Annotated in this window: 16 protein-coding genes; 8 read left to right on the plus strand and 8 right to left on the minus strand. The window is 70.0% G+C overall.

The annotated features are described in order from the left end of the window. Together G6030_RS01355 and G6030_RS01360 are read right to left on the minus strand one after the other, a co-directional pair. On the minus strand, positions 1-269 hold a 269-nt coding region (locus tag G6030_RS01355), incomplete at its 3' end, for an AMP-binding protein (protein WP_182641943.1). 96 nt (positions 270-365) lie between these two features. Next, positions 366-1,217 (minus strand): mycofactocin-coupled SDR family oxidoreductase, encoded by an 852-nt coding sequence (locus G6030_RS01360; protein ID WP_182641944.1) that lies wholly within the window; start codon positions 1,215-1,217, stop codon positions 366-368. A 78-nt stretch (positions 1,218-1,295) separates the two neighbouring features. Here G6030_RS01360 and G6030_RS01365 point away from each other — a divergent pair, with 78 nt between their 5' ends. The 6 genes from G6030_RS01365 (at position 1,296) to G6030_RS01390 (ending at position 5,702) form a co-directional block, all read left to right on the plus strand. Beyond that, positions 1,296-2,543, plus strand: a complete 1,248-nt coding sequence (locus G6030_RS01365) for an acyl-CoA dehydrogenase family protein (protein WP_182641945.1) — start codon at positions 1,296-1,298, stop codon at positions 2,541-2,543. Beyond that, positions 2,540-3,346 carry an SDR family oxidoreductase gene (locus tag G6030_RS01370; RefSeq protein WP_182641946.1) on the plus strand — a complete coding sequence of 269 codons (807 nt, stop codon included), beginning with the start codon at positions 2,540-2,542 and terminating at the stop codon, positions 3,344-3,346. The genes G6030_RS01365 and G6030_RS01370 overlap by 4 nt, the downstream gene beginning before the upstream one ends. Before the next feature lie 88 nt (positions 3,347-3,434). Beyond that, positions 3,435-3,623 carry a hypothetical protein gene (locus G6030_RS01375; protein WP_182641947.1) on the plus strand — a complete coding sequence of 63 codons (189 nt, stop codon included), beginning with the start codon at positions 3,435-3,437 and terminating at the stop codon, positions 3,621-3,623. A gap of 17 nt (positions 3,624-3,640) precedes the next feature. After that, positions 3,641-3,811 (plus strand): hypothetical protein, encoded by a 171-nt coding sequence (locus G6030_RS01380; protein WP_182641948.1) that lies wholly within the window; start codon positions 3,641-3,643, stop codon positions 3,809-3,811. 112 nt (positions 3,812-3,923) lie between these two features. After that, positions 3,924-4,505, plus strand: coding sequence for a TetR/AcrR family transcriptional regulator (locus G6030_RS01385; protein WP_182641949.1), 582 nt, complete (start codon positions 3,924-3,926; stop codon positions 4,503-4,505). Positions 4,506-4,532: 27 nt separating this feature from the next. Next, positions 4,533-5,702 carry an acetyl-CoA C-acetyltransferase gene (locus G6030_RS01390; RefSeq protein WP_182641950.1) on the plus strand — a complete coding sequence of 390 codons (1,170 nt, stop codon included), beginning with the start codon at positions 4,533-4,535 and terminating at the stop codon, positions 5,700-5,702. 87 nt (positions 5,703-5,789) lie between these two features. Here G6030_RS01390 and G6030_RS01395 read toward each other — a convergent pair whose 3' ends face one another. The 6 genes from G6030_RS01395 to G6030_RS01420 all read right to left on the minus strand — a co-directional run bounded on the left by G6030_RS01395 (position 5,790) and on the right by G6030_RS01420 (position 10,851). After that, positions 5,790-6,347 (minus strand): hypothetical protein, encoded by a 558-nt coding sequence (locus G6030_RS01395; protein ID WP_182641951.1) that lies wholly within the window; start codon positions 6,345-6,347, stop codon positions 5,790-5,792. A 166-nt stretch (positions 6,348-6,513) separates the two neighbouring features. Continuing rightward, entirely contained in the window at positions 6,514-7,128 is a 615-nt protein-coding gene (locus tag G6030_RS01400) for a hypothetical protein (RefSeq protein ID WP_182641952.1), read from the minus strand. Between the two features lie 162 nt (positions 7,129-7,290). Next, entirely contained in the window at positions 7,291-8,373 is a 1,083-nt protein-coding gene (locus G6030_RS01405; protein ID WP_182641953.1) for a nitronate monooxygenase, read from the minus strand. Further along, positions 8,370-9,140: a CoA-transferase gene (locus tag G6030_RS01410; protein WP_182641954.1), complete on the minus strand. Its 771-nt coding sequence runs from the start codon at positions 9,138-9,140 to the stop codon at positions 8,370-8,372. The genes G6030_RS01405 and G6030_RS01410 overlap by 4 nt, the downstream gene beginning before the upstream one ends. Beyond that, positions 9,140-10,069 carry a CoA transferase subunit A gene (locus tag G6030_RS01415; protein ID WP_182641955.1) on the minus strand — a complete coding sequence of 310 codons (930 nt, stop codon included), beginning with the start codon at positions 10,067-10,069 and terminating at the stop codon, positions 9,140-9,142. Before G6030_RS01415 ends, G6030_RS01410 begins: the two co-directional genes overlap by 1 nt. Further along, the gene (locus G6030_RS01420; protein WP_182641956.1) at positions 10,066-10,851 is read right to left on the minus strand and encodes an enoyl-CoA hydratase family protein; all 786 of its coding nucleotides are present in this window, start codon (positions 10,849-10,851) and stop codon (positions 10,066-10,068) included. The genes G6030_RS01415 and G6030_RS01420 overlap by 4 nt, the downstream gene beginning before the upstream one ends. A 77-nt stretch (positions 10,852-10,928) precedes the next feature. On the opposite strand from G6030_RS01420, the gene G6030_RS01425 reads away from it, so the two are divergent. Then, complete coding sequence (locus G6030_RS01425; RefSeq protein WP_182641957.1) at positions 10,929-11,702, plus strand: SDR family oxidoreductase; 774 nt, start codon at positions 10,929-10,931, stop codon at positions 11,700-11,702. A gap of 24 nt (positions 11,703-11,726) precedes the next feature. Continuing rightward, a partial coding sequence (locus G6030_RS01430) for an SDR family oxidoreductase (protein WP_182641958.1) occupies positions 11,727-12,594 on the plus strand: 868 nt, incomplete at its 3' end.

Genomic DNA, 12,594 nt, shown 5'->3' on the forward strand with positions numbered 1-12,594 from the left:
ACGCCCAGCGCCGCTACCGCCCAGTGCCGCGTGTTCGGCGCCCAGATGACGACCCGGTCGCCCGGCTCGACCCCACGCGCGACGAGCCCCGCGGCGAACCGGCGCACCTCGTCGAGCAGCTGCGACCACGTCCACCGGGTGTCCTGGCCGGGCTGGACGTCGGCGATCGCCTCCCGCTCCGGCCACGTCTCGGCGGCCCGGCGCAGGGCGGCGGGCGTGCTCTCGACAGGAGAGGTCTCGACTGGCGTGGTCTCGACGGTGGTGGTCATCGCGGACTCCTCGGTGGGGCTGCGGGTGTGGCGCGGGCAACCCTACCAAGCAAGTGCTTGGTAAGGGTTCTCGGCACGGGCCGCGGGAGCCGGGCGCTAGTACTTCAGCGCCCCGCGGTCGATGGTGAGCTGGACGCCGGAGACCGACCGCGAGCCGTCGCCGGCGAGATAGGAGACCACCTCGGAGACCTCCTCGGGCGGCATGAAGTCGGCGAGGGTGCTCGCGCCGTCCCTCCGCGCGTTCTTCAGCGGCATGGGCGAGAAGCTGTGGAGGAACGAGGGGAACCGGCCGAAGAGCTCGCCCATCGCCTCGGGATCGATCATCGGGGTGTCGACCGAGTACGGGTGGATCGAGTTCACGCGGATGCCGTACTCGCCCACTTCGAGTGCGAGGGCGTTGGTCAGTGCCACCAGCCCCGCCTTGGAGGCCGAGTAGTGTCCGTTGCCGGGCGTGGCCTTGAGCCCCGCGGAGGAGCTGACGACGATGATCGAGCCCCCGTTGCCCGCCTCGATCATCGCCGGCACGGCCGCGCGGATCGTCCGCCACGTCCCGCTGAGGTTGATTCCGATCACCGTGTCCCAGTCGTCCTCCGGCATCTCCCACAGCCGGCCCCAGCTGAGCACGGCCGCGTTCGCGACCAGGATGTCCAGCCGCCCGAAGGTGTCGATCGTGCGGGAGACCAGGTCCTGGAGCGCGGTGAGGTCCCGGATGTCGAGGACCGCAGAGATCGCACGGCGGCCGGTCTCCTCGACCAGGCGGACCGTCTCGGCCAGGTCGTCCGGCGTGGGAGCGGGGTACGTGGCGGCGTCGGAGACCGGCGCGCAGACATCGGAGACGACGACGTCGGCGCCCTCCGAGGCGAGCCGGACGGCATGGGCCCTGCCCTGGGCCCGGGCGGCCCCCGTGATGAACGCGACTCTGCCGGCGAGGGGAGTGGAGGAGCTCATGGCGATATCCAACTCCACGTCGTCCCGGAGGGAGGGCGGTTCCGGCGAACCAAGCAAGTGCTTGGTAGTGTGGGCGGCATGACCGAGAGCACGGCACCCGAGAAGCGCCCGCCCGCGTCGGAGATGACCGACGACGAGTTCGCCGCGGAGTTCCGCGACTGGCTGGACGCCAACCTCGTGGGCGAGTTCGCCCAGATCAAGGGCGTCGGCGGGCCGGGGAGCGAACACGAGTTCTTCCCCGAGCGCCTGGCGTGGGAACGGCACATGGCGGCCGCCGGCTGGACGTGCGTCGGCTGGCCCGTCGAGCACGGCGGACGCGGCGCGTCGCTGAGCCAGCAGGTGCGCTTCCACGAGGAGTACGCCAAGGCCGACGCCCCCGCGCGCGTGTCCCACCTCGGCGAGACCCTGCTGGGCCCCACGCTCATCGCCCACGGCACGCAGGAGCAGAAGGACCGCTTCCTGCCGCGGATCATCGACGTCACCGAACTGTGGGCGCAGGGCTATTCGGAGCCGGGCGCCGGATCCGACCTGGCCAACGTCGCCACCACCGCCCGGCTGGGCGAGGACGGCAAGTGGCACCTGCACGGTCAGAAAGTGTGGACTTCGCTCGCCCACCTGAGCCAGTGGGCGTTCGTCGTGGCCCGTACCGAGGAGGGGACGAGCCGCCACAAGGGCCTGAGCTTCCTGCTCGTCCCGCTCGACCAGCCCGGCGTGGAGATCCGGCCGATCCAGCAGCTCACCGGCACCTCCGAGTTCAACGAGGTCTTCTTCGACGACGCCGTCACCGACGCGGAGATGATCGTGGGGGAGCGCGGCGAGGGCTGGAAGGTGGCCATGACCCTGCTCGAGTTCGAGCGTGGCGTGTCCACGCTCGGCCAGCAGGTCGGCTTCGCCCGCGAACTCGGGCAGATCACCGCCATGGCGCGCGCCAACGGCAGCGCCGAGGTGCCCGCCGTGCGCGAGCGCATCACCCGCGCGTGGATCGGCCTCAAGGTGATCCGCGCCCACGCGCTGCGCACGCTCGCCGAGCGCGACTCCTCCGGCGGCAACGCCTCCGCGGCCAAGCTGCTCTGGGCCAACTGGCACCGCGACCTCGGAGAACTCGCGATGGAGGTCCAGGGCGCCGAGTCGCTCACCGGGCCCACCCATACCTCCGAGGGCGCCCCCAACGACCTCCGCGACCCGGAGAACCTCGAGCTCGCCCAGTGGCAGCGGCTCTTCCTGTTCACCCGCTCCGACACCATCTACGGCGGATCCAACGAGATCCAGCGCAACATCATCTCCGAGCGCGTGCTCGGACTACCCCGAGAGGCCAGGCCGTCATGACCCAGCACAAGTCCCCCCTCGCAGCGGTCCCCGAGGAGACCCCGGGCCACGGGCTGCTCAAGGGCAAGAAGGTCATCGTGACGGCCGCCGCCGGCACCGGCATCGGCTTCTCCGCGGCCCGTCGAGCCGCGCTCGAGGGCGCCGACGTCCTGGTCTCCGACTTCCACGAGCGGCGCATGAACGAGGCCCGCGACGCGCTCGCCGCGGAGTTCCCCGAGCAGCAGTTCGAGGCGATCACCTGCAACGTGCAGTCCACCTCCGATGTCGACGCGCTGATCTCCGGCGCCGCCGAGAAGCTCGGCCGCATCGACGTGCTCATCAACAACGCCGGGCTCGGCGGCGAGACCGAGCTGGTCGACATGACCGACGAGGATTGGGACCGCGTCCTCGACATCACGCTCAACGGCACATTCCGCGCCACCCGCGCCGCGCTGCGCTACTTCCGCGACGCCCCGCACAACGGTGTGATCGTCAACAACGCCTCCGTCCTGGGCTGGCGCGCCCAGCGCGCCCAGGCCCACTACGCCGCCGCAAAGGCCGGCGTCATGGCACTGACCCGGTGCTCGGCCATCGAGGGAGCGGACTTCGGCGTACGTATCAACGCGATCGCCCCGTCCATCGCGCGCCACAAGTTCCTCGAGAAGTCCGCCTCGGCCGAGCTGCTCGACGAACTCGCCGCCAAGGAGGCCTTCGGCCGCGCGGCAGACGTGTGGGAGGTCGCCGCCACCATCGCGATGCTCGCCAGCGACTACACCACCTACCTCACCGGTGAGGTCATCTCCATCTCCTCGCAGCGCGCGTGACGGCCCGGTAGTCGACGTTGTTCCGGACAGCGGAACCGGCCGGGTTAAGCTGAGCGCCTCCAGCGTCGACTACCAGAGGAGATGAAGAATGCCTGACGTCAGTGGGTCACTCGCAGGTGCCGCCCAGACCCTATGGGGATCCGTGGACGGCATCGTGCCGGCCGGGTTCCTCGGGGATGCGATCGGCGGCGTGCTCAAGTTGCCCGCCGCCCTGCTCTACGGGCTCGCCAACCTGTTCTGGGGCTTCGGCTCCACCGCCCCCGCCACCCCCTTCTGACCTGACGGAGATCCCCCATGCTCAGCGGCCCCCTGCACCAGCTCCACACGACGATCGACGGATCGGTCGACGGCCTCACCGTCAGCCTGCCGGCCGGCCCGATCGGCAACCTCGTCGCCGGCGTGCTCAACATCCCCGGCGTGATCGTCGCGACCATCGAGTTCATCGTCCTCGGCTTCGGCTCCTGACCGCGGCGTTGCCACGCGCGCTCGTAGCGGGCCCCGGGGCGACCACCCCGGGGCCCGGCCGTATACGGGGCGTACGCCAACCTAGCAAGTGCTTGGTTGGTATCGTGGTGGCATGACCAGCACGACCAGACGTGAGGAGCTCCTGTCCATCGCGGCAGGGCTCTTCGCCGAACGCGGCCTGCGCGCGACCACCGTCCGCGACATCGCCGACGCGGCGGGCATCCTCTCGGGGAGTCTGTACCACCATTTCGCCTCCAAGGAGGCGATCGTCGACGAGATCCTGCGGGGCTTCCTCGACGCGCTCTTCGGCGAATACCGCACGATCGTCGACTCCGGGCTCGAGCCCCGCGCGACGCTGGAAGCGCTGGTCCGCGCGTCGTTCGAGGCCATCCACCGCGACCGCGACGAGGTGGCCATCTACCAGGACGAGCTCAAGCACCTCCGGGGCAACCCGCGATTCGACTACCTTCGCGAGCGCAACACCGAGTTCCGCGAGATGTGGACCGACGTGCTGAGGCGGGGCATGAAGTCCGGCGACTTCCGCGGCGACCTCGACGTGCGCCTGACCTACCGATTCCTCCGCGACACCGTGTGGGTCGCCGTCCGCTGGTACCGGCCGGACGACGACAACGACCACGCGGCGATCGCCGACCAGTACCTCAACATCGTGCTCGACGGCCTCACCGTCGGCTGACCTTTCTCACCCACCCCGAGGAGACCCATGACCAGCGTGACCGGCCGCGAGGCCTATGTGATCGACGCCGTCCGCACCCCCGTCGGCAAGCGCGGCGGAAGCCTGTCCGGGCAGCACCCGGCGGACCTCGGTGCCCATGTGATCAAGGCCGTCGTCGAGCGCACCGGAATCGATCCGGAGGTCGTCGACGACGTCATCTTCGGCTGCGTCGACACCATCGGCCCCCAGGCGGGCAACATCGCCCGCTCCGCGTGGCTCGCCGCCGGGATGCCGCTCGGCGTGCCGGGTACGACCGTCGACCGCCAGTGCGGCTCGAGCCAGCAGGCCATCCACTTCGGTGCCCAGGCCATCTGGTCCGGCACCCAGGATGTAATCCTGTTCGGCGGCGTGCAGAACATGAGCGCCCTGCCCATCTCCTCGGCGATGCTCGCCGGCCGCGAGTACGGCTTCGACGATCCCTTCACCGGCTCGACCGGCTGGGTCGAGCGGTTCGGCTCCCAGGAGATCTCCCAGTTCAACGGTGCGCAGATGATGGCCGACAAGTGGGACATCTCGCGCGAGGAGATGGAGAAGTGGGCCCTCCAGTCGCACGAGCGCGCCCGCGCCGCGATCGCCGCCGGCCGCTTCGCGAACGAGTACGTGCCGATGGCCGGCCTCGAGGCCGACGAGACCACCCGTGAGACCACCCTCGAGAAGATGGCCTCCCTGCCGGTGCTGGCCGAGGGCGGTTCTCTCACGGCCGCCGTCGCCTCCCAGATCTGTGACGGTGCCTCGGCCGGCCTGCTGGCATCCGCCGAGGCCGTCGAGAAGTACGGGCTCAAGCCCCGCGCCCGCATCCACCACCTCACCGTGCGCGGCGACGACCCGGTGATGATGCTCTCCGCGCCGATCCCCGCCACCAAGTGGGCGCTGGAGAAGACCGGCCTGTCGATCGACGACATCGACGTCGTGGAGATCAACGAGGCGTTCGCCCCCGTCGTCCTCGCCTGGATCAAGGAGACGGGCGCCGATCCGGCCCGGGTCAACCCCAACGGCGGCGGCATCGCCCTGGGCCACCCGCTCGGTGCCACGGGTGCCAAGCTGTTCGCCACCCTGCTCAACGAGCTCGAGCGCACCGGCGGCCGCTACGGCCTCCAGACCATGTGCGAGGGCGGCGGCACCGCCAACGTCACGATCATCGAGCGTCTGGACGCCTGAGCGCCCCGCTGACGCAGAGAGAAGGGCCCCGCACCAGCCGGTGCGGGGCCCTTCTCTCTGCGGCGGTCAGGCCGGGCAGGTGGTCCGTCAGGAGCCGAGGCCGTTGAGGGAGCCGGTGGTGCCGCCGCCCTGGACGGGCGCGGGCGTGACTCCGGTGCTGCCGCCGGCGCTGCCGACGAACGCGTCGACCGGATTGCCGACGACGGCGGGGAACAGGTGCGGCTCGGCCGGGCCGCTGTTGCTCATACAGACCACGGCGAGCGCGTAGACGTTGGACGGTACGTTCTCGGCGACCAGGCGACCTGGCTGTCCGGGCAGCGTCATGGGGAGGGTGAAGATCCCGGGCAGGCCCGGGCCGCGCAACGCGACCACGTCACCGCGGTTGCCGAGCGTCCGGATGATCGCCATGAGATCGCCGCCCCCGGCGATGGCCGCGCCGGCCACGTCCGCACCCGCGGCGGGCGGGACGAGCATGCCGAGGCACGTCTGACCCTCCAGCGGCTGCGTGATGTCCACGACGACCTGGTTACCGAACACGTGCGGAACCGGGACCGCGGCGCTCGCGGCGCCGGCACCGGCGACCGTAAGTCCGGCGGCCATGCCGACGGCGGCGAATCCTGCGGCGAGCTTTTTGGCGAGGGACATGGGCACTCCTGCGTGAGGTAAGGGATGGTCGGTGGTGCTCATCACACCTGTCGCTCAGGTGGCGCTCAGTGTTACACGGGCGCGGGCCGTCCGCCCTGTGAACGACGATGTCCGGCCGGGGAGGACCCGGCCGGACATCGCGGGGCGCTGCTCAGCGCGCCTGAGGTCAGTTCTCGGTCTCGCCCTGTGCAGAAGAGAGGGTGCCCAGGTCGAGTGCGCCCTCGGTGTCTCCGCCGCCGAGGACGGAAGAGAGGGTGTCGAGGCCGGCTCCCTCTCCGGAGCTCATAGCGCTCAGGCTGCCGGTGATGACCTCGATCGGATCTCCGATGACCACGCCCTTGATCGTCGGGTCAGACGGGGCAGAGCCACAGACAGAGATCAGTGCGTACGCGCCCGACGGGACCTCGGACGCCGACACGGTGACCGACGGGGTGGCTGCGCTTAGGCTCGCCGCCGGGCTGTCAATCACGATCCCGTCGGTGTATAAAACCTCGACGCCGTCCCTGTTCACGAGGCTCGCGAAAATGTTGGCGAGGTTGCCCTCGGCGAAGGCGCCTGCGAGCTCAGCCGCAGCCTGCGGCTCCACGAGCGCGGCACCGCAAATATCGCCGAGCGGCGCGGCCGTGCTCAACGTCCAGTTGAAGGTCACGGAGACGGTGTTGCCGTCGACCTCGTGAGTGGAGGTCGTGGCGGCCGACGCCGCGCCGGCACCGGCGACGGTCAGGGCGGCGGTGGCGCCGAGCACGGCGGCCGCGCGGATAGCGGTACGGGCAGAAGTCATGGGGGTTCCTCCGAGGGGGATGGGAGCGGGCCCGCACGTGCGGGGTCAGCTCTTAGGTTATCCCAAGGAATCCCTCATGTTAAGGGTCCGCCCCAAAATGCCGGACGCACCCGCCGGCCGATGTGGCCGAGCGGGTGCGTCGTGGGCGTGACGAGTGGGTCGTCAGCCCAGGGCACGGAGCGCGGCGAGACGCTCGTGCGCCTGCGTCATGATCCGCTGAATCAGTTCGTCGCAGCTCGGCAGGTCGTCGATCATGCCGACGACCTGCCCGGACGCGAGCACGCCCGCGTCGGTGTTGCCCTCGACCAGTCCGGCCTTGAGCAGCATGGGCGTGTTGGCGGCCATGACGATCTGCTGCCAGGTGCGGTCGGAGGCCTTCTTCATGTTGAGGCCGTCCTTGGCGAGCTGCTGCCACTTCATGCCCGTCATGGACTTGAACTTATTCGCGTTCTGCACCGCCGCGGTCAGCCCCTTGAGGGGGCTGCCCGACTCGAGCGCGTTGACCAGGCCCGTCCGCAGCACGCGGTGGGGCATGCCGTCGACGCGGGTGGAGACGACGGTGTCCTGCAGGCCCCGCTCGAGGTACTGCTTCTTCACCGCGTCCGGCACCTGCGAGTCGCTGGTGAGAAGGAACCGCGTGCCCATCGCGACGCCCGCGGCGCCGTAGGACAGCGCCGCGACCAGGCCGCGGCCGTCGAAGAACCCGCCGCCGGCCACGACGGGGATCGAGGTGTTCCCCGCGCCGCCGAGCGCGTCGATCACGCTGGGGAGCAGGAGGGTGGTGGCGACATGTCCGGTGTGTCCGCCGCCCTCACCGCCCTGGACGATGACCGCGTCGGCGCCCCAGGAGGCGACCTTGACGGCGTGCTTCGCGGCACCGATTGAGGGGACGACGACGAGGCCGTTCTCCTTCAGTCGGGCGATCAGCTCCGGCTTGGGCGCGAGGGCGAACGACGCGACCTTCACCCCGTGGCGAATCATCAGCTCGCACCGCTCGGCGGCGTCCTCGGCATCCGCTCGGAGATTGACACCGAAGGGCTTGCTCGTGAGCTTCTTCGTCCGCACGATGGCGTCCTCGAGCTCGGAGTAGGTCATCGTGGCCGAGGCGATGATGCCCAGACCGCCGGCGTTGGCGGTCGCGGCGGTCAGCTCGGGTCCGGAGACCCAGCCCATGCCCGTCTGGACGATGGGGTATTCGACGCCGACGAGCTCGGTGAACGCGGTCGTGATGGTGGGAGCGCTCACGCGGCCGGCACCTCACGGTCGCGGAACCCGCGGGGGTCCAGCACCTCACGGATGATGCGCAGCTCCTCGGCGGAGGGGTCGCGGGTGACCGCGGCGTCGGCGAGGCCCTCGATCTCGAAGCCGGTGTTCTCGGCGACCTCGTCGGCGGTCACGCCCGGGTGCAGGCTCAGCGCCCGCATGCTGTGGTCGGTACCGCCGAAGTCGAACACGCCGAGGTTGGAGACCACCCGGTGGAGGTGGTGGTAGCGGAACGCCGGATCACCCTCGGTGTAGCGGTCGTAGCCGATGCCGCAGACTACGTCGACCTTCTCGGTGAACACGCGCGAGGAGTGCTTGCCGACCCAGTAGCTGGTGGCGTGGTTGATCGTGTTGCCGGGGGCTCCGCGCAGACCGAACATCTGGCGGGTCGGCTTCTGCACGTCGTCGCCGAACGCGGAGAGGTTCTGGTTGCCGAACCGGTCGATCTGGTTGGCGCCCATCACCACATGGCGGGTGCCGGCCTGCAGGACGTCGAAGACGCGGGGGAACGGGATGTAGCCCTCGAAGTCGATGGTCTTGCCCAACGGCGGCGTCTGACCGAGGAAGCGGTACTCGCCATCGGTGATGAGCAGGTCGGGCTCGGTGGTGAGCCGGGCCAGACGCGCGCCGATGGTGGCCATCGGGGTCATGGGGGAGGCGAAGATCTCGCCGGCGCCGGCGAAGATCTCCGCGCACGCGACAGCGCAGTACTCGGCCCTGGTGGCGGACTGGGTGGTGACGTCGGACATCACTTGGCTCCCTTCTCGGCGGCCTTCTCGGCAGCGGCCTTCTCTGCGAACGCGGTGACGGCCTTCTGGTAGTCCTCCTCGGACCCGGACAGGAACTCGTCGACGAACGCCTTCCACGAGTTCTCGTCCTTCGCGGAGGCGGCGTAGTGCTTCTGGAACGCCTCGTCGCGTCCGTAGCCACCGGCGAAGGTGAAGTGGGCCCCGTTCGGCGCCTCGGAGACGGCGTCGACGAACATGCGGCTGATCAGCATGCGCTGCGGCCCGACCTCGTTCATCAGCGCGTCGGCGGAGTCCACGATCTCGTCGGTCTCGAGCAGGACGGTGTCGGCGGCCATGGCGTAGAGGTCGTCGAAGTAGCCGTCCGCGCCGGTGAATGCGGCGTTGCCGTGCTTGTCGGCCTTGTCGAAGTGGATCAGGGCCGCGTCCATGCGCAGGGCCGGCATCGCGACCAGCGTCTCGGTCTTGCCGTCCACCGGGTAGGGCGAGTCGACGGTCTTGAGCTCGTCGCCCCAGAAGCGGACGACGTCGGAACCGAGGCCGGCGCGGGTGGGCAGGAACGGTAGGCGCTGGGCGGCGGCGGTGAGGCCGGCGCGCACCATGCCCTCGTCCATCTCACGGGCGACGATCGAGCCCTCGGTGCGACGACGCGCGAACCACGGGTCGTAGAAGGGTGCGGAGTCCAGGGTCACGAAGCCGTAATAGGCCTTCGAGACCTTGCCGGCCGAGCACAGCAGGCCGAGGTCCGGGCCGCCATAGGTCACCACGGTGAGGTCGGTGAGATCCTCACGCCGCAGGATCGCGCGGACGAGTGCCATCGGCTTACGCCGCGAGCCCCATCCACCGATTCCGATGGTCATGCCGCTCTCGAGGCGCGACACGGCCTCGTCGAGACTGGTGCGCTTGTCGCGCGGGGTGGGGGTCGTCGTCACTTGTTCTCGCCCGTCCTCTCGGATCGCTTATCCAGGTTCTTGCCGGTCTTGACGAACTCGTCACGGTGCTCGTCGGCCACGCCGGCGAGATTGAGTTCGAACGTGAAGCCCTGCTCCATGCGGTAGGAGGACTTCACGTCGACCGGATCGATGTGGTTGATGGCTTCCTTGGCCGCCCGGATCACCCGGGTGTCCTTGGCGGCGATGGCCTCCGCCAGGTCGCGCGCGGCGGCGTCGAGCTGGTCGCGCGGCACGACGTCGTAGACCGTGCCCCACGAGTGCAGCTGCTGCGCGGTGACGTTGCGGGAGGTGTAGTACAGGGTGCGCAGCATGTGCGGGGGGACCATGCGCGACAGGTGGGTGGCGGCGCCGAGCGCTCCGCGGTCCACCTCCGGCAGGCCGAACACGGCGTCGTCGGAGGCGACGATGCAGTCCGCGTTGCCGACCAGACCGATCCCGCCGCCGACGCAGAAGCCGTTGACCGCGGCGATCACGGGGACCGCGCACTCGTAGACCGCGTTGAAGGCGACGTAGCAGCCGCGGTTGGCGGCGAGCAGGTGGTCGAAGCCCTCGAAGTCCTGCATCTCCTTGATGTCTACGCCGGCGTTGAACCCGCGGCCCTCGGCCCGCAGGATCACGACGTGGACCTCGGGGTCGCGGCCCGCGGCGAGGATCTGCTCGCCGAGTTCGAACCATCCCGCTGACGGAATGGCGTTGACAGGGGGGTAGTCGACCGTGACGGTGGCTATCCCGTCCGCACCCTTGTCGACGTTGATGCCCATGGAGCTCCCTTCGCACGCCACCGCCGTCCTCGACTGCACGGTGACTAACCAAACGCTTGCTTGGTAGGCTAGCACGCATGACGAACATCGATCTGGGTCTGGCGGGGAAGGTCGTCCTCGTCACGGGCGGCGTACGCGGCGTGGGTGCCGGCATCAGCACTGTCTTCAGAGAGGCCGGGGCCGTCGTCATCACGTGCGCGCGCCGTCCCGCCGACGAGGACTCGGATGTCGCCGACCTCGAGTTCCACTCGGTCGATCTCCGCGACGCCGACGCGGTCCGCGCCCTGGTCGACGACATCGTCGAACGCCACGGCCGCCTCGACGTGGTCGTCAACAACGCCGGCGGAGCCCCGTTCGCCCTCGCCGCCGACGCGAGCGCCAACTTCCACTCGAAGATCGTGGCGCTGAACCTCTTGTCCGCGCTGACCGTGTCGCAGGAGGCGAACCGCGTGATGCAGCCGACCGGCGGGGCGATCATCAACATCTCGTCCGTCTCGGGCCACCGCCCGTCCCCGGGCACGGCCTCGTACGGCGCCGCGAAGGCGGGCATCGACTCGCTCACGCAGTCCCTCGCCGTGGAGTGGGCGCCCGCGGTCCGCATCAACTCGGTGGTGGTGGGCCCGGTCAAGACGGAGCTGGCCGAGATGCACTACGGCGACGCTGACGGCGTCGCCGCGGTCGACGCGACCATCCCGATGGGGCGGATGGCCGAGCCGCGGGATGTCGGCCAGGCCGCGGCGTTCCTCGCGTCGCCGCTCGCCGCCTACATCACCGGCGCCGAGTTGCTGGTCCACGGCGGCGGCGAGAAGCCGGCGTTCCTCTCGGCGTCCACCGCCGACAACAAGCACTGATCACTCACGAACAAGGAGATAGTCATGGGAATCTGCGACGGACGCGTCGTCATCGTCACCGGCGCCGGCCGCGGTATCGGCCGTGAGCACGCGCTCGCCTTCGCGGCGGAAGGAGCCAAGGTCGTGGTCAACGACCTCGGCGCGGGCCTGGACGGATCGAACGTCGGCGAGTCCCCGGCCGAGCAGGTCGTGGCGGAGATCAAGGCCGCCGGCGGCGACGCCGTCGTCAACGGCAACGACATCTCCTCGTGGGAGGGTGCTCGCGACCTCGTCCAGCAGGCGATCGACACCTTCGGTGGCCTTGATGTACTGGTCAACAATGCCGGCTTCCTGCGCGACAAGATGCTGGTCGGCATGAGCGAGAGCGACTGGGACGACGTCATCAACGTCCACCTCAAGGGCCACTACGCGCCGCTGCGTCACGCCGCCGAGTACTGGCGGGCGGAGTCCAAGGCCGGCCGTACGCGCCAGGCGCGGGTCATCAACACGTCGTCCGGCGCCGGCCTGTTCGGCTCGGTCGGCCAGGGCAACTACGCGACCGCCAAGGCCGGCATCGCGTTGCTGACCATCCAGACCGCCGCCGAGATGAAGGGGTACGGCGTCACCGCCAACGCGATCGCCCCGTCCGCCCGGACCCGGATGACGACGTCGGCCGGGGAGGCGATGGCCGCGCAGATGGCCGCCCCCGAGGACGGGTCGTTCGACGCGATGGACCCGGCCAACGTCTCGCCGCTGGTCGTGTGGCTCGGCTCGGAGGAGTCGGCCGAGGTCTCGGGCCGTGTGTTCGAGGTCGAGGGTGGCAAGGTCACCGTCTGCGACGGTTGGCAGCGCGCGGCGTCCGAGGACAAGGGCGCGAAGTGGGATCCGGCGGAGCTCGGCGCGGTGGTTCCGC

Origin of the sequence: Dietzia sp. E1, from assembly GCF_014145015.1 — a bacterium.
Classification (GTDB): Bacteria; Actinomycetota; Actinomycetes; order Mycobacteriales; family Mycobacteriaceae; genus Dietzia; species Dietzia cinnamea_A.

What these genes read in the sequence shown, in the direction of transcription:
- G6030_RS01360 (WP_182641944.1), bottom strand. Translation starts at nt 1,217, where the DNA reads ATGAGCTCCTCCACTCCCCTCGCCGGCAGAGTCGCGTTCATCACGGGG.
- G6030_RS01365 (WP_182641945.1), top strand. Translation starts at nt 1,296, where the DNA reads ATGACCGAGAGCACGGCACCCGAGAAGCGCCCGCCCGCGTCGGAGATG.
- G6030_RS01370 (WP_182641946.1), top strand. Translation starts at nt 2,540, where the DNA reads ATGACCCAGCACAAGTCCCCCCTCGCAGCGGTCCCCGAGGAGACCCCG.
- G6030_RS01375 (WP_182641947.1), top strand. Translation starts at nt 3,435, where the DNA reads ATGCCTGACGTCAGTGGGTCACTCGCAGGTGCCGCCCAGACCCTATGG.
- G6030_RS01380 (WP_182641948.1), top strand. Translation starts at nt 3,641, where the DNA reads ATGCTCAGCGGCCCCCTGCACCAGCTCCACACGACGATCGACGGATCG.
- G6030_RS01385 (WP_182641949.1), top strand. Translation starts at nt 3,924, where the DNA reads ATGACCAGCACGACCAGACGTGAGGAGCTCCTGTCCATCGCGGCAGGG.
- G6030_RS01390 (WP_182641950.1), top strand. Translation starts at nt 4,533, where the DNA reads ATGACCAGCGTGACCGGCCGCGAGGCCTATGTGATCGACGCCGTCCGC.
- G6030_RS01395 (WP_182641951.1), bottom strand. Translation starts at nt 6,347, where the DNA reads ATGTCCCTCGCCAAAAAGCTCGCCGCAGGATTCGCCGCCGTCGGCATG.
- G6030_RS01400 (WP_182641952.1), bottom strand. Translation starts at nt 7,128, where the DNA reads ATGACTTCTGCCCGTACCGCTATCCGCGCGGCCGCCGTGCTCGGCGCC.
- G6030_RS01410 (WP_182641954.1), bottom strand. Translation starts at nt 9,140, where the DNA reads ATGTCCGACGTCACCACCCAGTCCGCCACCAGGGCCGAGTACTGCGCT.
- G6030_RS01420 (WP_182641956.1), bottom strand. Translation starts at nt 10,851, where the DNA reads ATGGGCATCAACGTCGACAAGGGTGCGGACGGGATAGCCACCGTCACG.
- G6030_RS01425 (WP_182641957.1), top strand. Translation starts at nt 10,929, where the DNA reads ATGACGAACATCGATCTGGGTCTGGCGGGGAAGGTCGTCCTCGTCACG.